Source organism: Morganella psychrotolerans (assembly GCF_001676155.1).
GTDB lineage: Bacteria > Pseudomonadota > Gammaproteobacteria > Enterobacterales > Enterobacteriaceae > Morganella > Morganella psychrotolerans.
Map to the genome: position 1 here is coordinate 92,050 of NZ_LZEW01000001.1, position 26,050 is coordinate 118,099.

Consider the following 26,050-nt stretch of genomic DNA (forward strand, 5'->3'; position numbering starts at 1 on the left):
CTCCGATTGCCGGGGAGCATACATCAGTATGTGACCCGGCTGGCGGAGTGAAGCTAACGAACCTGCAGTTTGAATGAATAAGGGTATATAATTAATCTGGGCTATGCGGTGACATCTCATGAATAATAAAGGGCAAAACAATGAATCAGGATGAATTAAAAAAAAGCAGTTGGCTGGGCGGCATTAGACTACGTGAAGCCGGGAACCATTGTCGGAGTGGGTACGGGTTCTACCGCATCACACTTTATTGATGCACTCGCCACGATGAAAGGTCAGATTGACGGTGCAGTGTCCAGCTCTGAAGCATCTACTGCAAAACTGAAAAGCTACGGCATCCCGGTATTTGACTGCAACGATGTCGACGGTCTGGATGTGTATGTGGATGGTGCGGATGAAATCGACCATCATATGAATATGATCAAAGGCGGCGGTGCAGCACTGACCCGCGAAAAAAATTATTGCGGCAATCGCAAAAACCTTTATTTGTATCGTTGATGACAGCAAGTATGTGGATTTACTGGGTAAATTTCCGCTGCCGGTTGAAGTTATTCCGATGGCGCGTTCTTATGTTGCCCGTGAACTGGTCAAACTGGGCGGACAGCCGGAATATCGTCAGAATGTGGTGACAGATAACGGCAACGTGATCCTGGATGTATATAATCTGGAAATTCTCAACCCGGTTGAGATGGAAAACAAAATTAACGCGATTGCAGGCGTTGTGACTGTGGGTTTATTTGCTAACCGTGGCGCTGATGTGGTGCTGATGGGGACGCAGGATGGCGTGAAAACCATCAAATAAATCAATGTGATATATAATGTGATAGGTATTGATATCAGCATTACGGAAAGGAGCGGATAACCGCTCCTTTTTTTATTTTTTTTTAAATCATAAATTTCGGTGATATATATCACAATTTTGTCTTTGATATGACCAAAATATCATCACTCTCCGGCATTTTTTCATTTTCTCCTGTAAATCCCTTCTTTTCCTGCGATTTGTGCTGAGCACCTACGGAGACGTGTATTGCGGAGCCGTCATTTTTTGTTATTTTGGTGTATACCCAACGTCATTCAAGATGCAGGCGGGCGTCGTTCCGCCAACGAACCTGCAGTTTGAATGAATAAGGGTGTGGGGACAGACACATTCGGGAACTAATAAAGGGCAGGGTCATGGTAAAAGTATCACTGGAAAAAGAGAAAATTAAATTTCTGCTATTGGAAGGCGTACACCAGAGTGCAGTAGACAGCCTTAAAGCAGCGGGTTACAGCAACATTGAATACCATAAAGGGGCATTGTCCACGGAAGAATTAAAAAACGCGATCCGTGATGCCCGCTTTATCGGGATCCGCTCCCGGACTCAACTGACGGAAGAGATTTTTGCCTGTGCCGAAAAACTGGTCGCTGTCGGGTGTTTTTGCATCGGCACCAATCAGGTTGATCTGACTGCGGCAGCAAAACGCGGTATTCCTGTCTTTAACGCACCTTTCTCAAACACCCGTTCCGTGGCTGAGATGGTACTGGGACAGTTATTACTGCTGCTGCGCCGTATTCCGGAAGCCAATGCCAAAGCCCACCGTGGTATCTGGGATAAACAGGCGAAAGGTTGCTATGAGGCGCGGGGTAAAAAACTGGGGATTATCGGCTACGGGCATATCGGTACGCAACTGGGTATCCTTGCGGAATCCATCGGAATGAATGTCTATTTTTATGACATAGAGAATAAGCTTCCTCTCGGCAATGCCACCCAGGTGCGCCATCTCTCTGAGCTGCTTAATATGAGCGATGTGGTGACGCTGCATGTGCCGGAAATAGATTCCACTAAAAATATGATTAGTAAACATGAGTTTGAGCTGATGAAGCCGGGCTCCATTTTTATTAATGCTTCACGCGGGACGGTTGTTGATATCCCGGCACTGAGCCAGGCGCTGGCATCAAAGCACCTTTCCGGGGCTGCTGTGGATGTGTTCCCGTCAGAACCTGCGGCAAATAATGACCCGGCCGATCCGTTTATTTCTCAGCTGATTGGTTTCGATAATGTCATTCTGACGCCGCATATCGGCGGCTCCACGCAGGAAGCTCAGGAAAATATCGGTTTTGAAGTGGGCGGCAAACTGGCGAAATACTCAGATAACGGCTCGACGCTCTCTGCGGTCAATTTCCCGGAAGTTTCATTGCCGGGTCATGCCCAAAATGCTAATCGTCTGCTGCATATCCATGAAAACCGTCCGGGAATGCTGACCAGTATCAACCAGATATTTACTGATCGCGGGATTAATATCGCGGCGCAGTATTTACAAACGGCGGGCGAGTTGGGTTATGTGGTTATTGATATGGTGGCGAATAACCCGCAGGAAGCTGATGAGGTATTACTTCAGTTAAAAGCCTTGCCGGGAACGGTTCGCGCGCGCCAGCTTTTCTGATATTAGTCGTTTTTGTTATTGATAGTTAAAGTACACGAACGGTAACGGGCAGAGGAACGAAAAGCATCCGCGCCATGGATGGCGCGGCTGAGCTTACACGGATGTATTTACAGCGTCTTTTCGTTTTGCCCGTTGCCGGTAGCTTATCCGGCGTAAAGACATACGCTGTGCAATCTCATAACGTTACATCTTATTTATTTATGTTCAGTCCACAACCACCGGCGTGACGGTGTGAGTATTTCCGGCAACGGAATGTCCCATTGTGCGGCGGGTAATTCACTGACCTGCTGACAATCATGTGCCAGCCCCACCGGGTAAAATCCTTTCGTTTGCCAGTTAGTCAGCATACGGTCATAAAAACCGCCACCCATTCCCAGCCGTTCTCCCTGTGAATCAAATGCCACCAGCGGAATAAACATCAGATCCAGTTTTTCCGGCGGAAGCACTTGTGTGACATCCAATGCCGGTTCTGAAATTGAAAATTTATTTTTAATCAGCGGGGTATCAGGGCGATAAGCCAGAAATAACAGGTGATGGCGGCTGAACGGGTGCAAAACAGGTAAAAATACGTGCTTTCCCTGTGACCACAGCCATTCTGTCAGCGGACCGGTATCAATTTCACCATCAAAAGAAAGAAACAGGGCAATATTATTTGCATCACTGATATCAGGATGATGAACGATTTGCTGAAGCAGTGCGTGAGCGGCATCAGATTGCTGTTGCGGATTGAGTGCACGGCGCTTTTGGCGGATTGACTGACGCAGATGATGTCGCGTTTGTAACAACGTTTCATTAGTCATAGTAAGGTCAGGGAGTAAACGAAGAGTGGAGATGGAGATCTCCGGAATGCCGTCGCAGGCTGTTACCCTTGAACCCTTGGTTCAAGGTGAACGCAGTGTTGCTTCCATTAGGCTGCCTGAACGAATCAGGTATGCTCACCGGTGACAAATCACCACATTCTGTCTGTATCAATATCGGCTCAGGGGACTCGCCCGCTGACAAACATTCCAGAGAATTTTTTGAAACTTTCGTTAAATCTTTTCTTAGGTTCATTGTATGAATCTGCGCTGAGATTGCAACCTAATTTCACTATTTTTTTTTGTCTAGTGACTGATTTCTAAACAAATTTACTCAATAGATGTTACCTGGCGCTCAGTGATTCGTGTTTGATCATGAAGTGCCTGCTCGATAGTCTGCTGTAACAATTTTATCTTCTGTTCCATGTTATAGGCATAATCGCGCGTTTTCAATTTTTCTTGTGTCAGTTCGTGACAAATGTTCAATGCGACGATAAAAACGAGCTGCTCGGTATTAGTCACTTTACTGCGTACTTTCAGGTCCTGCAGCCGTTGTTCAAGCTCCGCAGCAGAAGCAACCAGTGCTTCTTTCTGTTCCGGTGGACAATTAACGCGCATGGAACGCCCGAATATTTGGATATCAACGGGTTGTGCAGACATGACATCTTCCTTTAGTTCTGCTACAGGATATTTTATCCTGTGTATCGTGGATTTTGTACGATATACCAGCAGGCTGAAGCCCTAATCTGGTACAGCGGCGCCTCTTGATGGTAGCATATCACGAACTAAAACCCGACTGGTGAGCAAAATAATGACCCCGGATAAAACACTGCCTGATTTTAAAACACTTGATGAACTATTACGCCAGCAGGCCGTCGCAATGACTGCGTCGGAAATGCATGGCCTTATCACGGGCTTACTGTGCGGCGGGAATACTGATGATACCTGGCAGGCACTGGTTCATGACCTGACGAATGAAGGAATGGCATTCTCTCAAATTTTATCACAGCCGTTACGCGCTCTGTTTAACACCACATTTGAACTGCTGGATGACACCGAATGTCAGTTCAATCTGTTACTACCGGATGATGATGCCGGTGTATTTGCCCGTGCAGATGAACTGGCGGGCTGGGTGAATCACTTTTTATTGGGTCTGGGTGTGGCGGATCCAAAACTGAGTGAGCGTAAAGAAGTGCAGGAGATAGTCACAGATTTACGTGAAATCGGTATGCTCGGCTATGATGAGGCAGAAGATGCGGAAGAGCTGGCTGAGGCGCTGGAAGAAGTTATTGAGTATATTCGCGTAGTGGTGCAACTTTGCTATATTTCACTGGCAAAACCACGCAGCGCACAAACGGCTGATGCGGTGGAGCAGAAACCCACATTACACTGAGTCTTACTCACACATGTTCCGGTCTGACTGCGCTGATAAATTATAATCTGCCGGTTTCAGGAAAACCGGGGCAGTCTGAACACTCACATTACACGGCTGAATATCATGTATACCCAACGTCATTCAGGATGCCACCAACGAACCTGCAGTTTGAATGAATAAGGGTATAGTACAAGGAGAGCGGATATGAACAGGCAAGAATTTATCTCACGTCGTCAGGCATTGCTGGAAAAAATGGTACCGGCGAGTGCGGCGGTTTTTTTTGCAGCACCACCGGCGCAGCGCAATGCGGACAGTGAATATCCCTACCGCCAGCACAGTGACTTTTTGTATCTCACCGGATTCAGTGAGCCGGAAGCGGTATTGGTACTGATTAAAAGTGATGAAACCCATAATCACAGTGTCCTGTTCAACCGTGTGCGTGACCTGACTGCCGAAATCTGGTTCGGGCGTCGTCTCGGTCAGGATGCCGCCCCTGAGAAACTGGGGGTTGACCGTGCGTTGCCGTTTGATGATATCAATGAACAGTTGTATCAGCTGCTCAATGGTCTGGACACGCTCTATTTCGCACAGGGTGAGATGGCGTATGCGGATACGATTGTCTTTAATGCCCTTGAAACGCTGCGTCAGGGAAGCCGTCGTAATCTCTGCGCACCCGCCACGCTGGTTGACTGGCGTCCGGTTGTTCACAATATGCGTTTGTTTAAATCTCCTGCGGAGCTGGATATTATGCGCCGCGCCGGAAAAGTCAGCGCACTTGCTCACACCAGAGCAATGAAAATCTGTCGTCCGGGCATGTATGAATATCAGTTACAGGGTGAGATTGAACACGAATTTGTCAGCAATGGTGCGCGTTTTCCGTCTTATAACACCATTGTCGGCAGCGGCGAAAACGGCTGTATTCTGCATTACACCGAAAATGAAAGCCGGATGAAAGACGGCGATCTGGTTCTGATTGATGCCGGATGTGAGATTGAAGGATACGCAGGTGATATTACCCGCACCTTCCCGGTCAGCGGGAAATTCTCAAAAGAGCAGCGCGAAATTTACGATATCGTCCTGAAAACGCTGGATGTGTCTCTTGAACTCTATCGTCCGGGCACCTCTATTGCGGCGGTGACAGACCGGGTGGTTGAAATTATGACCGAAGAGCTGGTGAAACTCGGATTATTAACTGGTGATGTACCGCACTTGATCGAAACCAAAGCGTACCGCGCGTTTTTCATGCATAGTCTGAGCCACTGGTTAGGGCTGGATGTGCATGATGTCGGGCATTACGGCACAGACCGGGATCGCATTCTGGAACCGGGTATGGTGCTGACTATCGAGCCGGGGCTGTATATCGCGCCGGATGCCGATGTGCCGGAAGCCTACCGCGGGATTGGCATCCGTATTGAGGATGACATTGTTATCACAGAGCAGGGTAATGAAAACCTGACCGCCACAGTGGTGAAAACGGCTGATGAGATAGAAGCTCTGATGGCGAAAGCAAAACAGGCTGAATAATTAATGAGTGTTATTATCGCCGGAGGCGGAATGACCGGTGCGACACTGGCACTGGCACTTTCCCGCCTCAGTCACGGCAGGCTTCCGGTCGCGATCGCGGAAGCAAAACGACCGGATGACAGTCACTCGGGCTTTGATGCCCGGGCGATTGCGCTTGCTCACGGCACCTGTCAGCGGCTGGACAAAATCGGTCTGTGGTCTTATCTGAAACCTTATGCCGCACCAATCACCCGGGTTCATGTGTCCGATCAGGGACATACCGGCTGTGTGAATATGGCGGCGGCAGATTATGATATTGATGCCCTGGGTCAGGTTATTGAATTGCATGATGCGGGACAGGCGCTGTTTGCCCGTCTGGCACAGGCGGAAAATGTCACATTATATTGTCCGGATACCGTAAAAAGCATTACGCGGACAACCGATGCGGTTACCGTCCGGCTGAATGACGACCGGGAACTGACCGGACACATTCTGATTGCCGCCGACGGCAGTCATTCTGCCGTTGCGCAGCAATGCGGCATACAGTGGACTGATACGCCGTATGAACAGGTGGCGGTGATAGCCAATGTGATGACAGAGCTGGACCCTGCCGGGCGTGCGTTTGAGCGATTTACCCCGCAGGGACCACTGGCGATGCTGCCGATGACACAAGGACGCAGCTCGCTGGTCTGGTGTCATCATGCAGACATGGCGGACACAGTGCGCGGATGGGATGATGAAACATTCCGCCGTGAATTGCAGAAAGCATTCGGCTGGCAACTGGGTGAAATTCTGACTGTCGGCACCCGGCACAGCTATCCGCTGACACTGAGTGCGGCACAATCACAGATTTCCCACCGTCTTGCACTGGTGGGAAATGCCTCCCAGACACTGCATCCGATTGCCGGACAGGGTTTTAATCTTGGCATGCGTGATGTGATGGCATTGGCTGAGGTTATCAGTCAGGCATTCTTATCACAGGAAGATATTGGTCAGTACCGCGTGCTGATGCAATATCAGGCAGCGCGTGAAGCCGATCGCCAGACGACCATGACCTTAACAGATGGTCTTGTCCGTCTGTTTTCCAACCGTTGCTTTCCGCTGGCAGCAGGGCGGAACCTGGGTCTGATGGCAATGGAAATGCTGCCGTTTCTGCGCAACCGGCTGGCACAACAGACTCTTGGCCGGACACAAAATTCCGTTCACCCCACCACAAAATAAGGATAAACAATGCAGTCGTATGATGTGGTTATTGCCGGTGGCGGCATGGTTGGTCTGGCACTGGCCTGCGGATTGCAGGGCAGCGGGCTGCGGATTGCCGTTATTGAAAAACAGGCGCCGGATACCCGGTTTGACCCGCAGTCACCGTTTTCTGTCCGGGTTTCTGCCATTAACAGCGCCAGTGAGCGCTTACTGGGACGCCTTGGTGTCTGGCAGGATATTCTGGCAAAACGTACAGCACCCTATCAGGGTATGGAAGTACGGGATAATAACAGCTTCGGGCGCATTGCATTCAGTGCGCAGGAGGCTCACTGCGGGCATCTTGGTCACATCATTGAAAATGATATTATCCGCAATACGCTCTGGGAACACGCACAGAAACTGCCGGATATCACATTGCTGACCGGCACGCAGATCCGTCAGGTGGCGTGGGGTGAAAATGATGCCTTTATCACGCTGGAAAATGATGAAATGCTCAGTACGCGGCTGGTTGCAGGTGCTGATGGTGCTAATTCGTGGTTGCGTCAGCATGCGGATATTCCGATCTCTTTTTGGGATTATGAACATCACGCGCTGGTCGCGACTATCCGCACTGAATTACCGCATGAAAATATCGCGCGGCAGATGTTCCACGGCGACGGCATTCTGGCCTTTCTGCCGCTGCCGGACGCACATCATTGCTCGATTGTCTGGTCACTGCCCGGGCTTTCTGCACAGCACTGCCTGGATCTGACTGATGCTGAGTTTAATCACAAACTGGCAGCAGCGTTTGATGTACAGCTGGGGTTATGTGAGGTTGTCAGTGAGCGGCTGGCTATCCCGCTGACCGCGCGCTATGCCCGTCAGTTTGCCGCACCGCGTCTGGCGCTGTTGGGGGATGCCGCGCACACTATTCATCCGCTGGCAGGTCAGGGGGTGAATCTCGGCTTTATGGATGTTGCTGAACTGATCGGAGAGATCCGCCGTCTGACTGCTGAAGGAAAAGATATCGGTAACTATTTCTGGCTGCGCCGTTTTGAACGCCGCCGCAAACAGAGTGCCGCACTGATGCTGGCGGGTATGCAGGGTTTTCGTGAACTTTTTGAGGGTAATAACCCGCTGAAAAAACTGGTACGCGATGTCGGTTTAGTGCTGGCAGACACATTGCCCGGGATAAAACCGGCGCTGTTGCATCACGCCCGGGGTCTGAGTGATATGCCGGACTGGCTGCGCGAATCTGACACGGTATCAGTTGAAAAAATCTAATCTCAGGCTATTTTTCACATTAGTTTTATTCATAATGCACTAAAATTTAACCGGCAGATCCGTCCGGTGTTTTAGTGCAATCCCGCCGCATAATTCAAAACTATCTTCCGTTAATACTGTTTTGCGTATTAAGCCGCAGAATGGCAGATGAAAAAACTGCATACTAAGCGCTCATATTTTTCCGCCCGATTACACGGTCACAATTTTTCCTTATGGTTACGTTTGTGATTCGGTGATAACGTCAGGAAAAGGGTATCGTTTGCGCGGTACAGGCTGCGCACTATGTCTGACTGAAAGGGGATAGAATGGCACAACACACTCCACTGTCCGGTGAGCATGTTGCCTGCGGGGCAAAAATGGTGGATTTTCATGGCTGGATGATGCCGCTGCACTACGGCTCCCAGATAGAAGAGCACCATATTGTCCGCAGCGACGCCGGTATGTTCGATGTTTCCCACATGACAATCGTTGACTTTCACGGTCCGCAATGTCAGCCGTTTCTCCGTTATCTTCTCGCCAATGATGTGGCAAAACTCACCGAAAAAGGTAAAGCGCTCTACACCGGGATGCTCAATGCCTCCGGCGGGGTTATTGACGATCTTATCGTTTACTATTTTTCGGATGATTTTTACCGGCTGGTGGTGAACTCCGCCACCCGTGAAAAAGATTTGGCGTGGATTGATGAGCATCGCAAAAACTTCGCTCTTGAGATGACAGTCCGCGATGATTTAGCGATGATTGCGGTTCAGGGACCCATGGCGAAAGCCAAAGTGGCAACTATACTGAACGCGGAACAAAACGCCGCTGTTGCCGGGATGAAACCGTTTTATGGCGTGCAGAGCGGCGACTATTTTATTGCCACCACCGGTTACACCGGCGAAGAAGGTTATGAAATAGCACTGCCCGCAGAGCAGGTTGTCAGCCTCTGGCAAAAATTACTGGCAGCAGGCGTGAAACCGGCGGGATTAGGCGCGCGGGATACATTACGCCTGGAAGCCGGCATGAACCTCTACAGCCAGGAAATGGATGAAACCGTTAATCCGCTGGCAGCGAATATGGGCTGGACGATTGCCTGGCTGCCGGAAGATCGCAAATTTATTGGTCGTGAGGCGCTGGAAAAAGCCCGCCGTGACGGAACGCAGAAACTGGTCGGTCTGGTGATGCGGGAAAAAGGCGTACTGCGCGGTGAGATGGAAGTTCGTTTTACGGATGATCTTGGTAAGCAGCAAAGCGGAATAATCACCAGCGGAACGTTTTCGCCGACATTAGGGTTCAGTATCGCCCTTGCGCGCGTTCCGCAGGGAATTGGTACCACCGCCGTCGTTCAGGTGCGTAATCGCGAAGTGCCTGTTGAGGTTGTGAAACCGGGGTTTGTCCGTAACGGAAAAAAAATTAGTCTGAAACTGAATAACAGGAGCGGTTGGTGATGAGTAATGTACCTAAAAATCTGAAATATACAGAAGAGCATGAGTGGGTTCGTCACGAGGGTGGCGATGAATATGTTGTCGGGATCACTGACCAGGCTCAGGAATTGCTGGGTGATGTTGTGTATGTTGAATTACCGGCAGTTGGTGATGAGATAGTATTTGGTGATGCATTCGGCTCTGTTGAGTCGGTAAAAGCGGTTTCTGACCTGTTTGCACCGCTCTCCGGTATCGTTCTGGCCGTCAATGACACGCTGGAAGATCAACCCGAGCAGGTTAACAGTGAGCCTTATGAAGGCGGGTGGATAATCCGCGTCAAAGCTTCTGATCCGGACGAGTTTGAAGGTCTGATGGATGCGGAAAATTACGCGCAATTGCTGGAAGAAGAAGACGACTAACGAATACCAAAACCCTGTTCTGCTTGCATAACAGGGTTTTTTTTCGGGATTTTATCGATTAAGTAACTTCAGGAACCGGAGAACAATGACTCAAACATTAACCCAGCTTGAAAACCAGGGGGAGTTTATCCGCCGTCACATCGGTGCATCCCCTGAACAACAACAAAACATGCTGACCACTGTCGGTGCCGTGTCACTTGACGACCTTATGCACAAAATTGTGCCCCGCGATATTCAGCTTGAGATCCCGCCCGCAGTGGGTGACGGCGCGACAGAACAAGATGCGCTGACTGAACTGAAAACCATTGCCGGTCTGAATCAGCAGTTTACCTCTTATATCGGGCAGGGATATTCACCGACTATTCTGCCTGCGGTCATTCAGCGTAATCTGCTGGAAAATCCGGGTTGGTACACGGCGTACACGCCGTATCAGCCGGAAATCTCCCAGGGCCGCCTGGAAGCACTGCTGAATTTTCAGCAGGTGACGATTGATTTAGCCGGGCTGGAGCTGGCTTCTGCCTCACTGCTGGACGAAGCCACTGCCGCTGCGGAAGCAATGGCAATGGCAAAACGCATCAGCAAAAAGAAAAATGCCAACCGCTTCTTTATTGCAGATGATGTCCATCCGCAAACACTGGATGTGATCCGCACCCGTGCCACCTATTTCGGGTTTGAACTGACCATCGACAGTGCTGAGAAAGCGCTTGATTATGATGATATTTTTGGCGTATTGCTGCAACAAACCGGTACGACCGGGCAAATTCATGACTACCGTGAATTACTGGCGCAATTACATCAGCGCCAGGTAATAACCAGCGTGGCGGCTGATATTATGGCGCTGGTGCTGCTGGAAGCGCCGGGTAAACAGGGTGCGGATATTGTATTCGGCTCCGCCCAGCGCTTTGGTGTGCCGATGGGCTACGGTGGTCCGCATGCGGCTTTCTTTGCCTGCCGTGATGAATATAAACGCGCAATGCCGGGACGACTTATCGGGGTGTCCATTGATGCCGCCGGAAACCGGGCGCTGCGTCTGGCGCTGCAAACCCGCGAGCAGCATATCCGCCGCGAAAAAGCCAACTCCAACATCTGTACTTCCCAGGTTCTGCTCGCCAATATTGCCGGGATGTACGCGGTGTATCACGGGCCGGAAGGTCTGAAGCAGATTGCCACCCGCATCCACCGTCTGACAGACATTCTGGCGAAAGCCGTAACCGACGCCGGTCTGCATCTGCGCAATACCACCTGGTTTGATACCCTGACCATTGAAGTAAAAGATAAACCGGCGGTGCTGGCGCGGGCAAAAGCCGCGCGGATTAACCTGCGCACCGATCTCCATAATGCTGTCGGGGTTACGCTGAGTGAAACCACACAGCGTGAATGTCTGGAAAATCTGTATGCGGTACTGACCGGACATGAACCGGTATTAGATATTGATGCGCTGGATGCACAGGTTGCAGGCGTGTCCGGATCTATTCCTGCGGCAATGTGCCGTGAAGGTAAGATTCTGGTTCATCCGAACTTCCACCGCTATCACAGCGAAACAGACATGATGCGCTATCTGCACAGTCTGGCACGAAAAGACCTGGCGCTGGATCAGGCAATGATCCCGCTCGGCTCCTGTACCATGAAACTGAATGCGGCAGCGGAGATGATCCCGATCACCTGGCCCGAATTCGGTAACATGCACCCGTTCTGCCCGCCGGAGCAGGCGCAGGGCTATTATGTGATGATTGAACAGCTCTCCCGCTGGCTGGTTCTGCTGACCGGATATGATGCCATGTGTATGCAGCCGAACTCCGGCGCGCAGGGCGAATACGCGGGTCTGGTGACTATCCGCCGTTACCAGGAGAGCAAAGGCGAAGGGCATCGCACTATTTGTCTGATACCAAGCTCGGCGCACGGCACCAATCCGGCGTCTGCCAATATGGCGGGCATGGACGTGATCGTGGTGGGCTGTGATGAAGACGGCAACATTGACCTGGCTGATTTGCGTGCAAAAGCAGAGCAGTACAGTGAAAAGCTCTCCTGTGTCATGATTACCTATCCGTCCACTCACGGCGTGTACGAAGAGGGTGTGCGCGAGGTGTGTGAGATTATTCATGAATTCGGCGGACAGGTTTACCTTGATGGCGCAAACATGAATGCTCAGGTCGGGATCACCACACCGGGCTTTATCGGCGCGGATGTTTCTCATCTTAACCTGCACAAAACATTCAGCATTCCGCACGGCGGCGGTGGTCCGGGTATGGGACCTATCGGGGTGAAAAAACACCTTGCACCGTTTGTGCCGGGACACACCATTGTGGCTTCAGAACTGCTGACGTCACAGGGTGCGGTATCAGCGGCCCCGTTCGGCAGCGCCTCAATTTTACCGATAAGCTGGATGTATATCCGTATGATGGGCGCGCAGGGTCTGCGTCAGGCAAGTCAGGTGGCTATTCTTAATGCCAACTATATCGCCGCACGGCTGAAATCTGCTTATGATGTGTTATATGCAGGGCGTAATGGTTATGTGGCGCATGAATGCATCCTGGATATCCGTCCGCTGAAAGCGAAGTTCGGCATAACAGAAATGGATATTGCCAAGCGACTGATTGACTATGGTTTCCATGCACCAACCATGTCCTTCCCCGTTGCAGGAACCCTGATGGTGGAGCCGACTGAATCAGAAAGTCAGGCTGAACTGGATCGCTTTATTGATGCGATGCTGGGAATTCGCAGTGAAATGGAGCGGGTCGGCAGTGGTGAATGGACAGCGGATGATAACCCGCTGGTCAATGCACCACATGTTCAGACTGAACTGGCAGAGGTTTGGGCGCATCCGTACAGCCGTGAAACAGCGGTGTTCCCGACTCAGGCAACCCGTGAAAATAAATACTGGCCGACAGTTAAACGCCTGGACGATACTTATGGTGACCGTCATCTTCAGTGCTCCTGTGCACCGATGAGTGATTATGAGTGACCGACAGGATAGCGGGAGCGATGAGAGTCGCAAAATAGTGTAAACTCTCCTGTTATTGCTGCAAGGCTGTAACAAAAAATCCGGAAATGTACATTGTTTCCGGATTTTTTGTTTAAAAGCAGCCTGTTAATAAAGGAATTTATCATGCTGGTCTTCAACTGCACCAAAGCGGCCGTAGAGTTTTTTACGGTTACCCGGCACGGCAAACAGCATTCTCCGCTGCAGGCACCGCAAACAGACACGGTGGACGATTCCGGCACGGAGACACAGCCGGTCAGCCAGTGGCTGGTACATGCAATTAAAGTCAGGCGCAAACATGTCTTGATTGCAATGCACATCCATACCCGTTACGCGATGGTGTTCTGCGATTTAAAAAAAAGCGGATAAGAGCACATTTCTCACTCTGTTCACGGAGCGGCTGTTTAATAATATGCTGTTTTTCGCAGAGGAATTTGCGTTATGCGATGAAAGTGATTTCAGGCAGATATTCGCCGGGTTTGATGAATATCACCGCGATGTCTGTTTTTGCCTGCGGGGAGATCGCAGTGTACAAAATCACATCAATGATGTGGCATGGCAATTTGAAGAGTCCGTAAATGATGTCGGGAGCTTTCCGGATAATTACGCAGAGGGTGCATTATTTGATGAATGGGTAAACAGTACAATCCGTTCAGTCAGACAGAGTAAAGACTATTTTTTCCCTGATGAAGCCATGTTTACCCGGTGGTTTACGCGCTACAGCGGACGGGGTAACAGCGATGAAGCAGTCATACTCCGCAGTTTTGATGCGTTACGCAGACGACCATTGAGCCATGAAGAAAGTGACGAAGAAAGTCATGAGGAAAGCTGTAACGTAAGTCATGATAAACATCACGATGAGCTGCTTCCTGACAATGTGATTGATCTGGCAAAAGCACGCGCAGAGCGAAATAAGCGATAATTTACTGTTTTTTATTGTATAAATATCCGGCGCTACTCTAAATGATTCGGAGTGCACTCAATATACCCGGCATCCTGAAGTATGACGGGTATATTGAACGCCGGATGCTGAATTACCGGATTACTTCAGCCAGCCTTTCTCCTGTGCCGCGTCCAGCTCAGGGCGCAGCCAGTCCCAGAATTGCGGATGTACATCAGCGATAAACTGTGTCCGGTCAATCACCTGCGCCAGGGAAATATTATGTTCCACCCAGCTCTGACCTTCATTATGCAGATTCATCAGTACCGGCATCACGCGATCCAGCATATTTGCAATGCGTGATTCACGGGTTTCTCCGGCATCATACTCATTCCACAGCGCCAGAAATTCATCTGCCTGCGGCTGTGGCAATAAGCCGAAAATACGATGCGCTGCCGCGACTTCCTGTTCCGCAATGGCTTCGCGTGCCGCTAAATCAAACACCAGCACATCACCGGCATCAATCTCCACCACATCATGCAATAACGCCATTTTCAGGATCCGCAGCATATCTGCATCCTGCACATAAGGGGCAAATGCCATTGCCATCATAGCGAAATGCCAGCTGTGTTCGGCTGAATTTTCCTGACGCTCGTTATTCAGTAACCGGGTTTTGCGGTAAATACTTTTGAGCTTATCCAGCTCCATGACAAAGGTGATTAATTGTGAAAACGGAATAACCTGCGGTGTGACTGGTGCGGAAACTGCTGATGACATAACAACCTCAGATATACCCTTATTCATTCAAACTGCAGGTTCGTTGGCTGCATCCTGAATGACGTTGGGTGTAAATCATACAAAATACAAGCGCATTAACAGCGCGTTTTACGGCACCGTTAATGCGCGGGTAACGGAAAATCAGGCTTCTTCGTTAAAGGAGTACGGCAGCGGGAAAAGCGCCAGGCGGCTATCTTCATCTTCCCGGATACGGAAAACGCTGTCTGCTTCCATATCATTATTCATAACAATCTGCACCAGTACGCGCGCATCCTGCAAACGGACTGCCGCCAGCACGGTTCCTGTCCGCCGCCAGTTTTCACCTAACTGCCACTCAGCATCGTTTCCGGGCTGCGGCACATGGCTGCTTTCGCCAATCAGAGTGTACATGGCGCGTTTATTGGCTCCGCGGAATTTGGCGCGGGCGACCATTTCCTGCCCGGTATAGCACCCTTTTTTAAAGCAGATCCCGCCCGGTAAGGACTGTAAATTGGTTGCCTGCGGAATAAACTGATCAATATTCGCAGGATCAATAACCGCATAACCGGCTTCAATATCCAGGCTCAGCCATTGCTCACCGGTGATACGCGGCAGGGAAAGTACAGCAGAGAGTGCATCTGCCTGTGTTTGTGTGTGGATCAGCACAAAACGCGCCTGCGGCAGTGGCAGATAAAGCACGGTGCAATCTTCGCTGTTTACCACCTGCGTGTCCGCATCCGGCAACTGCGCCACATGCGCACGCAGTGCATCAGCCGCACCGGCACCGGCAAGCCCGGTTAAGGTAACGGTTTCATCAGCGGCAATCGTTACTTTGGAAAATACCGCGTATTTTTTCAGCTCGGCAAGCTGGGTATCCAGCGCACTCCGGCGGATAAGATAAGCATACCCGTCTTTGTAATGAAACAAACGCAGGTCACTCCACATTTTGCCTTTTGCATCACAATGGGCGCAGAGCACATGCTGACTGTCGGTCAGGGCATCAATATCCGCCGTGACCTGACCCTGAAGATATTTCTGACTGTCCGGGCCTGTGATAGTGACCAGTGCAAGGTCATTCAGGGCCATCAGTGTCAGGGGAAGTGCATCACTCAACTGAGGGAGCATTACAGTCGTTTCTGAATTCATGTGTGTTACCTGTCCGGAGAACAATAATAATTATACCCTTATTCATTCAAACTGCAGGTTTGTTGGCTGCATCCTGAATGACGTTGGGTATATGGTAAAAGAGATAACAGACATTGCAAGGAAATATATTGCCCCTTTGTGCGCTGCAACTGTGTGCTGCGACCGGTGCGGAGAAAACATGAAACCGGGCAGAGAAAATGACATTATTTTTCCGGATATACTGTATTTTTTACCGGTGTGTGCGGCAGACGATTTTCTTTATACTCAGGGCTTGATAGGCTGTGTTGGTACCGATATACCATCTTCAATAACATAAAAGGATATTCAGGTGCTGGATATTGAAAATAAACCCCGCATCCACTGGGCCTGCCGTCGCGGCATGCGGGAACTGGATATTGCGGTTATGCCGTTTTTTCAGCATGAATACGATACACTGACGGATGAACAAAAGCGGAATTTTGTACAGTTACTTACAAGTCCTGATCCGGACTTGTTTAACTGGCTGATGAATAAAGGCCGACCGGATGATGATGCGCTTTATGAGATAATCAGGCTGATTCAGGAACGCAATCAGGCACGAATGGCTGCACAGACTGCGGCATATTATCCCGACTGACCGCCGGAGTTGTCTCTGTGGTATGACCCGGATAACCGGGTCACTGTCTTTTCACAGAACGGCTGCACAGAACTGCTGCACGGTACTGTTGCATACAATCGTTGTACGGATAGCAATCGCAGGGTAATAACTGGTCACAGTTATTATTTAGTATTTATACCCTTATTCATTCAAACTGCCCTGAATGACGTTGGGTCTGTACGCTGCATGGCTTATATTGCCTTTGTGTGTCAGGTAACGATATCGTTGTATATAATTAACCGTGCGGCGAATTGCGCTGCTGTTTTTGATGATGACGGAAGGAGCCTGATCGGTGATTTTGTGGAAATCAGTATTACGCGTCTCATTTAAGACACAGGTTTACTCTACACTGATTTATGGTGCGCTTGCGATGGGGCTTTTATTTGCACCGTGGCCGGCTGAAACCTCGTTTATATGGCTGCCGGTTATCCTGCTGATTATTGCCGGATGGGGACGGACGCAACATAAAATCAGTAAGCGGACAGGGTCTGTCAGCCTGTATAATCAAAACCGGATCCTGTGGCGTAAAAATGAGTGGGAGATAATTAAACCCCCCTATATTACCCGGTTTGGTATCCGCCTGCTGTTGCGCTCACTGGCCTCAAAACGGCAAAAACACCTCTGGATTGCCTCTGACAGCCTGCCGAAAGAGGCATGGCACAGTCTTAATCAGCTGCTCCCGCAATATCCTGATATTTAAACTGACGCCGGTTACCGCTTTAATGAATGCTATTTACAGATTAGTGCCATTTACACACGTGGTGGTTTACAACAGGGCTTCTGTTTCTTCCAGCACCTGCATACACCAGGTTGCAATGCGCTCTTCGCTTTCGTCATATTGATTGACATCATCCAGTGCCAGGCCGACAAAGTGCTTTCCATCCGGCGTGAGCGCCTTCGGGCTGGTAAAGGTATAGCCGTCAACCGGCCAGTAACCGACAAACTGTACGCCGGTTGCCAGTAATTGCTGATGCAGATAGCCCAGAGCATCCAGGAACCAGTCACTGTAATCCACCTGGTCACCCATGCCGTACAGGGCAACAATTTTACCGGAAAGATTAAGCTGCGGCAGGCTTTCCCAGATAGCCAGCCAGTCCTCCTGAATCTCCCCGAAATCCCATGTCGGAATACCTAAGATCAGTACCGGATAGGTTTCCATCAGCCCGGGCGCGGCGTCTTTCACATCATGGAGTTCAACAAGATCTTCACCTAAAATATCGCGGATTTTTTCTGCCGCCATTTCGGTGTAGCAGGTACTGGAGCCATAAAAAAAGACCAATTTTCATTTATTTATTCTGCTGTATGTCAGGTCAGAGAATGAGAGCATGCCTGTCACCGGCGCTGCTTTCACGGCAATATTAAGGTATTGTAACAGAAGATAAGTGAGTTCTGACACGGGTAATTCAAACGGGAGGGCGGTCGTGAACGACGCCGGACAACACAGAGAAAGTGATGCACTGACAGAGTTGTTTCTTGATACTATCTGGCTCGAACAGAATTTATCAGAAAATACTCTGGCAGCTTACCGCCTGGATCTTCAGGCACTGGCGGACTGGCTTGCGCCACAAAATCTGGACTGGTTATCGCTGACCACAATGGATTTACAGGCATTTCTCGCCGTCCGGATGGACGGCGGCTATAAAGCAACCAGTTCTGCCCGGCTGCTGAGTTCCCTGCGACGCTTTTTCCAGTACTGCTACCGGGAAAAGCTGCGCCCGGATGACCCGACCATTCAGCTTGCTGCCCCGAAATTACCGGCGCGGTTGCCGAAAGATTTAAGTGAAAGCCAGGTGGATGACCTGCTCAGCGCACCGAATCTGTCTGATCCGATTGAACTGCGTGATAAAGCGATGCTGGAAGTATTGTATGCATGCGGTTTGCGTGTCACGGAGCTGGTATCGCTTTCGCTGCCGGATATCAGCCTGCGTCAGGGCGTTATCCGCGTTATCGGTAAAGGCAATAAAGAACGGTTGGTGCCGATGGGTGAAGAAGCTGTTTACTGGGTCGAGGTGTATCTGGCACAGGCGCGTCCGGCGTTATTAAACGGACAGACGCAGGACGTGCTTTTCCCGAGTAAACTCGGGCGGCAGATGACCCGCCAGACATTCTGGCACCGGATCAAACGCTATGCGGTTGTCGCGGGGATCGCGACTGAAAAATTATCTCCCCATGTTCTGCGCCATGCATTTGCCACACATCTGCTTAATCACGGCGCAGATTTGCGCGTGGTACAGATGTTGCTGGGACACAGTGATTTATCCACCACACAAATTTATACTCATGTGGCAACCGAACGGTTACGCACACTGCATCAACAGCACCACCCGCGGGGCTGATAAGGAATAACGGAACAGTATTATGATGAAAAAATTATTATCCGTGCTGGCTTTTCTGCTGGTGGTCAATCAGAGCGCACTTGCCGGGGAAAGTGAGATTAAAGCCGCCTTTGCCAAAATGGACATAACAGTGCAGCAGATCCAACCTTCGCCGGTTACCGGTGTTGCTGTGGTGAGCACGTCACAGGGCATTTTTTTATATCAGTGATGACGGTCGCTATCTGGTGCAGGGACCTATGTTTGATATGAGCGGAAAAACACCGAAAAACATAACAAATCAGGTATTAGTGGATGAACTGAACAGCCTGAAAAATGAAATGATCATTTATAAGTCTCCCCATGAAAAGTATATCATTACGGTATTTACCGATCTGACTTGTCCGTATTGCCTTAAATTGCATAATGAAAACAATGAACTGAATAATAAAGGCATTACTGTCCGTTATCTGGCGTTTCCGCGCAAAGGGCCGGGTTCGGTTGTCGGAAAAGAGATGCAGTCTGTCTGGTGTAACGGCTTTAAAACCAAAGCGTTGAACGGTGCCTTTAAAAATGAGCCTATTGCGCCGATTGAAAAATGTAATATTGATATCAGCAAACACTATAATCTGGGTCTTAAATTTGGGATCACCGGCACACCGGCCATTGTGCTTGAAGATGGTACGCTTATTGCCGGCTATTTATCTGCGGATAAACTGGCTGAAGTAGTAGCAAGTAAATGAAATATCATCAATATAATTAGGTTGTTATGATTAAAACTGAACTCCGCCGCCGCGATGTGGCGGACGGCTCTGCATTGTCAGCGCCTGAACGTTCTCCGCTGCTGTGCCGCCTGTATGCGGCGCGCGGAATATCCTCTCCTGAGCAGTTAGATCGCGGCGCCCGCGGGTTGCTGAATTACCGGCAACTGAACGGAATTGAACAGGGCGTTGCACTGCTGAAAGAGGCGCTGCATCAGAACCTGCATATTGTTATTGTCGGCGATTTTGATGCAGATGGCGCGACAAGCACCGCGCTCTCTGTCCGCGCCCTGCGCCTGATGGGATTTCGCCGTATTGATTTTCTGGTGCCGAACCGGTTTGAAGACGGGTACGGGCTCAGCCCGCAGGTTGTGGAGGAAGCCCGCAAAAAAGGGGCGGAACTCATTATGACCGTCGATAACGGTATCTCTTCCCATGATGGCGTTAGTGCCGCGCATGCTGCGGGAATTCGCGTCATTGTGACTGACCATCACCTGCCGGGCGAGACTCTGCCGCCGGCGGAAGCCATCATTAACCCGAACCTGGCTGACTGTGAGTTTCCGTCCAAATCGCTGGCGGGTGTCGGCGTGGCGTTTTACCTGATGTCTGCGCTGCGCGCGTCACTGCGTACCGATAATTGGTTTGCGGAGCAGGGGATCACTGAGCCGAATCTGGCTGAGTTGCTGGATCTTGTGGCGCTGGGTACGGTGGCGGATGTGGTGGGATTGGATCAGAATAACCGCATTCTTGTGCATCAGGGGCTGAACCGTATCCGTGCCGGGCGCTGTTGCGCGGGTATCACCGCACTGCTGGAGATAGCCAAACGAAATGCTCCTGCGCTGGTGGCAAGTGACCTCGGCTTTGCGCTGGGACCGCGCCTGAATGCGGCCGGACGACTGGATGATATGTCTGTCGGCGTGGCATTACTGCTGACAGACGATATGGCTCAGGCGCGTATGGTGGCGCATGAACTTGATGCGCTGAACCAGACCCGGCGTGAGATTGAGCAGGGGATGCAGCAGGAAGCGCAGGTCTTATTTGATAAAATCGAACGCAGCACAACGCAGATGCCATCCGGTATTGCGCTGTATCATCCTGAATGGCATCAGGGCGTGGTCGGCATTCTGGCATCACGCATTAAAGAGCGTTATCACCGCCCGGTGATTGCCTTTGCACCCTGCGGTGACGGGATGCTCAAAGGCTCCGGGCGCTCAGTACAGGGATTGCATCTGCGCGATGCACTGGAGCGGCTGGACACGCTGAATCCGGGAATGATCCCCGCGTTCGGCGGACACGCGATGGCGGCCGGTTTGTCGCTGCCGGAAACCTGTTTTCCTGATTTTCAGGAAAAGTTTGCCGCGCTGGTCAGCGAAATGGTGGATCCCGCACAGCTTCAGGGGGTTATCTGGAGTGACGGCGCACTGGATACACAGGAAATGACACTGGAAACCGCCGGGCTGCTGCGGGAAGGTGGTCCGTGGGGGCAGGGCTTCCCTGAACCGTTGTTTGACGGATACTTTCGCCTGCTGCAACAGCGCATTGTCGGTGAAAAACACCTGAAAGTAATGGTGGAGCCGGAAGGCGGTGGTCCGCTGCTGGACGGTATTGCCTTTAATGTCGATGTGAATTACTGGCCTGATAACAGTGTACAGCGGGTCAGGCTGGCTTATAAACTGGATGTGAATGAGTTTCGCGGACAGCGCAGCGCGCAGTTATTAATTGAGCATATCTGGCCGGATTAATTTTAGTCTGAAAGCGGCTCCCGGTGCTGTCATGATGGGCGGATATTCGTTACAATGTCCAGCTCTCACATTATTAGCCGATAATCAACAAAAAGATAAAAGACATGTTTGAAATTAACCCGGTAAAAAATCAGATCCAGGATTTGACTGAACGTACTTCGGTACTTCGGGGGTATCTTTGACTACGATGCCAAGAAAGAGCGCTTAGAAGAAGTTAACGCCGAGCTGGAACAGCCCGATGTCTGGAACGAGCCGGAACGTGCGCAGGCACTCGGTAAAGAGCGCGCCTCACTGGACGCTATCGTAGAGACCATTGATGTGTTGGATCAAGGGCTTGAAGATGTCAGCGGACTGCTGGAACTCGCCGTTGAAGCTGACGATGAAGAAACCTTTAACGAAACGATTGAAGAGCTGCGCGGGCTGGAAGAGAAGCTGGCGAAGCTGGAATTCCGCCGGATGTTTTCCGGTGAATATGACAGTGCGGACTGCTACCTTGACCTCCAGGCAGGCTCCGGCGGCACAGAAGCCCAGGACTGGGCGAGCATGTTGCTGCGTATGTATCTGCGCTGGGCAGAAAGCCGTGGTTTCAAAACGGAAATTATTGAAGAATCTGACGGCGATGTCGCCGGTCTGAAATCAGCAACAATTAAGATTATCGGCGAATACGCATACGGCTGGCTGCGGACTGAAACCGGGGTTCACCGCCTGGTGCGCAAGAGTCCGTTTGACTCAGGCGGCCGTCGTCATACCTCATTCAGCTCTGCATTTATCTATCCTGATGTGGCTGATGAAATTGATATCGAAATCAATCCGGCTGATATCCGTATTGACGTCTACCGCGCCTCCGGTGCCGGTGGTCAGCACGTAAACAAAACAGAATCCGCTGTGCGCATCACGCATATTCCGACCGGACTTGTCACTCAGTGCCAGAACGACCGTTCGCAGCATAAAAATAAAGATCAGGCTTTCAAACAAATGAAAGCAAAACTTTATGAATATGAAATGCAGAAGAAAAACGCTGATAAACAAGAAATGGAAGATAATAAATCAGATATCGGCTGGGGCAGTCAGATTCGCTCCTACGTTCTTGATGATGCACGCATTAAAGATCTCCGCACCGGCATTGAAACCCGTAATACCCAGGCGGTATTAGATGGTGATCTGGATAAATTTATTGAGGCCAGCTTAAAAGCAGGTTTATAAGGATTAAAAATGTCACACGATCAACAACCTGCTGAGCAGGCACCTGATTTAAATAACGAATTAAAAGTACGCCGTGAGAAATTAGCGCAGTTGCGTGAAAAAGAATCTGTTGCGTTTCCGAACGATTTCCGCCGTGATGCCGTCTCTGGTGAGCTGCATGAAAAATATGGTGAGAAAACAGCGGAAGAGCTGGAAGCACTGAACATTGAAGTCGCGATTGCCGGTCGTATGATGACCCGCCGCATCATGGGTAAAGCCTCTTTTGCCACATTACAGGACACTGCGGGTCGTATTCAGATCTACGTTTCCCGTGACGACCTGGCGGAAGGCATTTATAACGAGTCCTTTAAAAAATGGGATTTGGGCGATATCCTGGCAGCTCGCGGTAAACTGTTTAAAACTAAAACCGGTGAACTGACGGTTCACTGTACCGAAGTGCGCCTGCTGACCAAAGCACTGCGCCCGTTACCGGATAAATTCCACGGTCTGAATGACCAGGAAACCCGCTATCGCCAGCGTTATCTGGATCTCATCGCCAATGATGACTCCCGTCATACTTTCGCTGTCCGTTCACGCATTATGGCGGAAATCCGCAAATTTATGGTGAACAAAGGCTTTATGGAAGTTGAAACGCCAATGATGCAGGTTATCCCGGGCGGGGCAACCGCGCGTCCGTTTGTCACGCATCACAATGCGCTGGATATCGATATGTACCTGCGCGTTGCGCCGGAACTGTATCTCAAGCGTCTGGTTGTCGGTGGTTTTGAACGTGTGTTTGAAATCAACCGTAACTTCCGTAATGAAGGTGTGTCACCGCGCCATAATCCTGAATTCACCATGATGGAACTTTATATGGCGTATGCCGATTATAAAGACCTCATCGTGCTGACGGAAGAATTGTTCCGTATCATTGCGCTGGATGTCACCGGTAACCCGGTTGTGAAATATGGCGAGCAGGAATTTGATTTCGGTAAGCCGTTCGACAAACTCACAATGAAAGAAGCCATTTGCAAATACCGTCCGGAAACCAATGTGGCAGACCTGGACGATATGGATAAAGCCGTTGCGATTGCTGAGTCTCTGCGTATTAAAGTAGAGAAATCCTGGGGTCTGGGTCGCGTACAGTGTGAAATCTTTGAGGAAGTGGCAGAAAGCCATCTGATCCAGCCGACATTCATTATTGAATATCCGGCAGAAGTGTCACCTCTGGCGCGCCGCAATGACGATAATCCGTTTGTAACGGACCGTTTTGAGTTCTTTATCGGCGGTCGTGAAATCGGTAATGGTTTCTCTGAACTTAATGATGCAGAAGACCAGGCAGAACGCTTTGCTGAACAGGTTCGTCAGAAAGACGCCGGTGATGATGAAGCGATGTTCTACGACGAAGACTACGTTGTTGCGCTGGAGCACGGTCTGCCGCCGACAGCGGGTCTGGGTATCGGGATCGACCGTATGGTGATGCTGTTTACCAACAGCCACACTATCCGCGATGTCATCCTGTTCCCGGCAATGCGCCCGGGTAAATAAAATCGTATTTTATTTTAAAAGAAACCAAGCCTCACAAATTTGTGAGGCTTTTTTTTAACTATCCTCTTGATATACAAGATAACCAGCGTATAATCCTTTCATCCCAAGCGGGCGTAGTTCAATGGTAGAACGAGAGCTTCCCAAGCTCTATACGAGGGTTCGATTCCCTTCGCCCGCTCCAGATTTCCTTCTTCAGCACCCATCTTATTGAATCCTTTAGGGACATGGCATAAAGCCTTCTTTCAGTAGCGGACTGTAACCTACTGTGTCACCCTTATCAGGGCTGAAACATTGGTTCAATCACACTCCCGGTTCTGTCAGCGTAATGGTATCTACTATTTCAGGCTCCGGTTTCGTAATAGATTATGTAAATAGCTAACATTAATTATCAAAATTAGATTAATTATCTAATCCGTAAGTACCTGCCATCGGATCTTCCCACGAATTATCTTTTTGGAAAAAATAAATTGAATCGTCATTATCCAGGATGACCATACCAAGACCACTGGATTGCAGAACCCACTCTCCGGACACGCCATTTTTGAATTCAACATTTCCGGTTGATACACATGAAGAATAATATTCATGCAACCATTTATTTTCTTTCGATACTTCAGATGATTTAAAAAATTCTATAAGTTGGTTTTTATTCGGTTTGAACTTTTTACAGGCACTTATTTCACCTTCGCCGGGAGCTTTAGTAACCGTAATACCAGTGTTTTTAATTTCTATATTTTTCACAGCCATAGCATTCAATAAATTAGGTATTATAGCTATTAAAAATATTAAAATGTATTTCTTCTTTACCATGATGCGGTGCTCGCTTCGGTTTCATTTTTTTCTGCCAACGTCAGGATGTCTGTACACCTCAGATGCTGAAATATCCATAGAATCTATTAATTCAGACACAAGCCATCTAAGGGATGCATTTTGTTTTGGATTAATATTCTCATATTCTTCTACAGTTTTTCCTTTAATACCGTATGCTTTACCGACTATTTCGATACCAATACTATCAATGTTACCCGGATAACGATCTGGAAATGGTCTGATTTTTTCTATATCAGAAATTTCCTTGGTTTTTCCTTTTAATTCAAGGTTGGCCATTTTTGTTAACTCTGAAGGCTCACATTTTTTTTCAATCAAACAGCGTGATTTCATTTTTCCTACATGCCATGTTACCTTAAACAAAGAGGCAGTTTGATAAATAACACCATCTTTATCTATTAAAAAATGAGCGCCATTACTACCAGCGTGACTATAACTGTTAAAAACATGAGTCTCCGCGGGAGTATTGGTTTGGTGAACAACAATGCCGTTCACCTTATCCATTCTTCCTCGTTCAATATGGCTAAATATCTTGGTTTTTATACGATTTGATTTTACGATTCCATTATCATCTATATACAGCATATATAACCATCCTATAGTAAAGCACCTTACTAACTTATATCATATCGCCATATCAGCAACTATAGGGTGGTTACGTAATAAAGCCTTCTTTCAGTAGCGGACTGTAACCTACTGTGTCACCCTTATCAGGGCTGAAACATTGGTTCAATCACACACTCCTTTTCCTGTCAGTGGAATACGGAAAACTGTTATTTCTAGCTCGTCAAAAATGTCGAAATCCGATATAAAACCTCTTCTTTAAATCATATCCAACTGATTATTATCTATATTTTCATTGGCACATAATATGCATGCCTGATATTTCTTTTC

23 protein-coding genes, 1 tRNA gene, 1 other RNA gene and 3 pseudogenes are annotated in these 26,050 nt (G+C 49.4%); 20 read left to right on the plus strand and 8 right to left on the minus strand.

Going from position 1 to position 26,050, the window contains the following annotated elements; all coding sequences use genetic code 11:
• The first annotated feature begins 140 nt into the window (after window positions 1-140).
• Window positions 141-799, plus strand: a pseudogene (rpiA, locus tag AYY16_RS00375) (ribose-5-phosphate isomerase RpiA).
• A gap of 371 nt (window positions 800-1,170) precedes the next feature.
• Window positions 1,171-2,421 (plus strand): phosphoglycerate dehydrogenase, encoded by a 1,251-nt coding sequence (gene serA, locus AYY16_RS00380; protein WP_067360591.1) that lies wholly within the window; start codon window positions 1,171-1,173, stop codon window positions 2,419-2,421.
• 194 nt (window positions 2,422-2,615) lie between these two features.
• On the opposite strand, the gene AYY16_RS00385 is transcribed toward serA, so the two are convergent.
• From AYY16_RS00385 to zapA, 3 genes are all read right to left on the minus strand, one after another.
• On the minus strand, window positions 2,616-3,221 hold the full coding sequence (locus AYY16_RS00385) for a 5-formyltetrahydrofolate cyclo-ligase (RefSeq protein WP_067360594.1): 606 nt from the start codon (window positions 3,219-3,221) through the stop codon (window positions 2,616-2,618).
• Window positions 3,222-3,255: 34 nt separating this feature from the next.
• Window positions 3,256-3,438, minus strand: a non-coding RNA gene (gene ssrS, locus AYY16_RS00390) — 6S RNA.
• Between the two features lie 110 nt (window positions 3,439-3,548).
• Window positions 3,549-3,878: a cell division protein ZapA gene (gene zapA / locus AYY16_RS00395; protein WP_067360597.1), complete on the minus strand. Its 330-nt coding sequence runs from the start codon at window positions 3,876-3,878 to the stop codon at window positions 3,549-3,551.
• 151 nt (window positions 3,879-4,029) lie between these two features.
• On the opposite strand from zapA, the gene AYY16_RS00400 reads away from it, so the two are divergent.
• From AYY16_RS00400 to AYY16_RS20575, 9 genes are all read left to right on the plus strand, one after another.
• On the plus strand, window positions 4,030-4,611 hold the full coding sequence (locus AYY16_RS00400) for a YecA/YgfB family protein (protein ID WP_067360600.1): 582 nt from the start codon (window positions 4,030-4,032) through the stop codon (window positions 4,609-4,611).
• A 186-nt stretch (window positions 4,612-4,797) separates the two neighbouring features.
• Window positions 4,798-6,117, plus strand: coding sequence for a Xaa-Pro aminopeptidase (pepP, locus tag AYY16_RS00405; protein ID WP_067360603.1), 1,320 nt, complete (start codon window positions 4,798-4,800; stop codon window positions 6,115-6,117).
• Between the two features lie 3 nt (window positions 6,118-6,120).
• Window positions 6,121-7,317 carry a 2-octaprenyl-6-methoxyphenyl hydroxylase gene (gene ubiH / locus AYY16_RS00410; RefSeq protein ID WP_067360606.1) on the plus strand — a complete coding sequence of 399 codons (1,197 nt, stop codon included), beginning with the start codon at window positions 6,121-6,123 and terminating at the stop codon, window positions 7,315-7,317.
• Window positions 7,318-7,326: 9 nt separating this feature from the next.
• A complete protein-coding gene (gene ubiI, locus AYY16_RS00415) occupies window positions 7,327-8,562 on the plus strand; it encodes an FAD-dependent 2-octaprenylphenol hydroxylase (RefSeq protein WP_067360608.1) in 1,236 nt (411 codons plus the stop codon).
• Between the two features lie 305 nt (window positions 8,563-8,867).
• A complete protein-coding gene (gene gcvT / locus AYY16_RS00420) occupies window positions 8,868-9,989 on the plus strand; it encodes a glycine cleavage system aminomethyltransferase GcvT (RefSeq protein WP_067360611.1) in 1,122 nt (373 codons plus the stop codon).
• Window positions 9,989-10,384 (plus strand): glycine cleavage system protein GcvH, encoded by a 396-nt coding sequence (gcvH, locus tag AYY16_RS00425; RefSeq protein WP_067360614.1) that lies wholly within the window; start codon window positions 9,989-9,991, stop codon window positions 10,382-10,384. The genes gcvT and gcvH overlap by 1 nt, the downstream gene beginning before the upstream one ends.
• A gap of 85 nt (window positions 10,385-10,469) precedes the next feature.
• The gene (gene gcvP / locus AYY16_RS00430; RefSeq protein ID WP_067360618.1) at window positions 10,470-13,346 is read left to right on the plus strand and encodes an aminomethyl-transferring glycine dehydrogenase; all 2,877 of its coding nucleotides are present in this window, start codon (window positions 10,470-10,472) and stop codon (window positions 13,344-13,346) included.
• A 144-nt stretch (window positions 13,347-13,490) separates the two neighbouring features.
• Entirely contained in the window at window positions 13,491-13,733 is a 243-nt protein-coding gene (locus AYY16_RS20570; RefSeq protein WP_208020711.1) for a DUF6933 domain-containing protein, read from the plus strand.
• A 43-nt stretch (window positions 13,734-13,776) separates the two neighbouring features.
• Window positions 13,777-14,286, plus strand: a complete 510-nt coding sequence (locus tag AYY16_RS20575; RefSeq protein WP_208020712.1) for a hypothetical protein — start codon at window positions 13,777-13,779, stop codon at window positions 14,284-14,286.
• 120 nt (window positions 14,287-14,406) lie between these two features.
• Here the strand turns inward: AYY16_RS20575 and AYY16_RS00440 are convergent, their stop codons facing one another.
• Both AYY16_RS00440 and ygfZ read right to left on the minus strand, forming a co-directional pair.
• Window positions 14,407-15,021 (minus strand): HD domain-containing protein, encoded by a 615-nt coding sequence (locus AYY16_RS00440; protein WP_067364494.1) that lies wholly within the window; start codon window positions 15,019-15,021, stop codon window positions 14,407-14,409.
• A gap of 141 nt (window positions 15,022-15,162) precedes the next feature.
• Window positions 15,163-16,146 carry a tRNA-modifying protein YgfZ gene (gene ygfZ / locus AYY16_RS00445; protein WP_067360626.1) on the minus strand — a complete coding sequence of 328 codons (984 nt, stop codon included), beginning with the start codon at window positions 16,144-16,146 and terminating at the stop codon, window positions 15,163-15,165.
• A gap of 331 nt (window positions 16,147-16,477) precedes the next feature.
• Here ygfZ and sdhE point away from each other — a divergent pair, with 331 nt between their 5' ends.
• Complete coding sequence (sdhE, locus tag AYY16_RS00450) at window positions 16,478-16,762, plus strand: FAD assembly factor SdhE (RefSeq protein ID WP_067364497.1); 285 nt, start codon at window positions 16,478-16,480, stop codon at window positions 16,760-16,762.
• Window positions 16,763-17,075: 313 nt separating this feature from the next.
• Window positions 17,076-17,483 (plus strand): protein YgfX, encoded by a 408-nt coding sequence (locus AYY16_RS00455; RefSeq protein WP_067360629.1) that lies wholly within the window; start codon window positions 17,076-17,078, stop codon window positions 17,481-17,483.
• A gap of 66 nt (window positions 17,484-17,549) precedes the next feature.
• On the opposite strand, the pseudogene fldB reads toward AYY16_RS00455, so the two are convergent.
• A pseudogene (gene fldB, locus AYY16_RS00460) lies at window positions 17,550-18,069 on the minus strand (flavodoxin FldB).
• A gap of 135 nt (window positions 18,070-18,204) precedes the next feature.
• On the opposite strand from fldB, the gene xerD reads away from it, so the two are divergent.
• The 7 genes and pseudogenes from xerD to AYY16_RS00490 all read left to right on the plus strand — a co-directional run bounded on the left by xerD (window position 18,205) and on the right by AYY16_RS00490 (window position 24,509).
• Window positions 18,205-19,119, plus strand: coding sequence for a site-specific tyrosine recombinase XerD (gene xerD / locus AYY16_RS00465; protein ID WP_067360635.1), 915 nt, complete (start codon window positions 18,205-18,207; stop codon window positions 19,117-19,119).
• 118 nt (window positions 19,120-19,237) lie between these two features.
• Window positions 19,238-19,337 (plus strand): annotated as a pseudogene (locus AYY16_RS21595) (disulfide isomerase DsbC N-terminal domain-containing protein); the annotation flags it as partial.
• A gap of 27 nt (window positions 19,338-19,364) precedes the next feature.
• Window positions 19,365-19,838: a bifunctional protein-disulfide isomerase/oxidoreductase DsbC gene (gene dsbC / locus AYY16_RS00470; RefSeq protein WP_235846175.1), complete on the plus strand. Its 474-nt coding sequence runs from the start codon at window positions 19,365-19,367 to the stop codon at window positions 19,836-19,838.
• Window positions 19,839-19,864: 26 nt separating this feature from the next.
• Window positions 19,865-21,598 (plus strand): single-stranded-DNA-specific exonuclease RecJ, encoded by a 1,734-nt coding sequence (recJ, locus tag AYY16_RS00475; protein WP_067360638.1) that lies wholly within the window; start codon window positions 19,865-19,867, stop codon window positions 21,596-21,598.
• A gap of 104 nt (window positions 21,599-21,702) precedes the next feature.
• Window positions 21,703-22,801 (plus strand): peptide chain release factor 2 gene (gene prfB, locus AYY16_RS00480; RefSeq protein WP_150384799.1). Its coding sequence is split into 2 segments (ribosomal slippage): window positions 21,703-21,777 and window positions 21,779-22,801, totalling 1,098 coding nucleotides; the frame shifts between segments, so codons are not numbered across the junction.
• Between the two features lie 9 nt (window positions 22,802-22,810).
• A complete protein-coding gene (gene lysS, locus AYY16_RS00485; protein ID WP_067360644.1) occupies window positions 22,811-24,328 on the plus strand; it encodes a lysine--tRNA ligase in 1,518 nt (505 codons plus the stop codon).
• A 107-nt stretch (window positions 24,329-24,435) separates the two neighbouring features.
• Window positions 24,436-24,509, plus strand: a tRNA-Gly gene (locus AYY16_RS00490).
• Between the two features lie 218 nt (window positions 24,510-24,727).
• On the opposite strand, the gene AYY16_RS00495 is transcribed toward AYY16_RS00490, so the two are convergent.
• Entirely contained in the window at window positions 24,728-25,138 is a 411-nt protein-coding gene (locus AYY16_RS00495) for a hypothetical protein (RefSeq protein WP_150384798.1), read from the minus strand.
• A gap of 21 nt (window positions 25,139-25,159) precedes the next feature.
• Window positions 25,160-25,741, minus strand: coding sequence for a peptidoglycan recognition protein family protein (locus AYY16_RS00500; RefSeq protein WP_082970533.1), 582 nt, complete (start codon window positions 25,739-25,741; stop codon window positions 25,160-25,162).
• Window positions 25,742-26,050 lie beyond the last annotated feature (309 nt).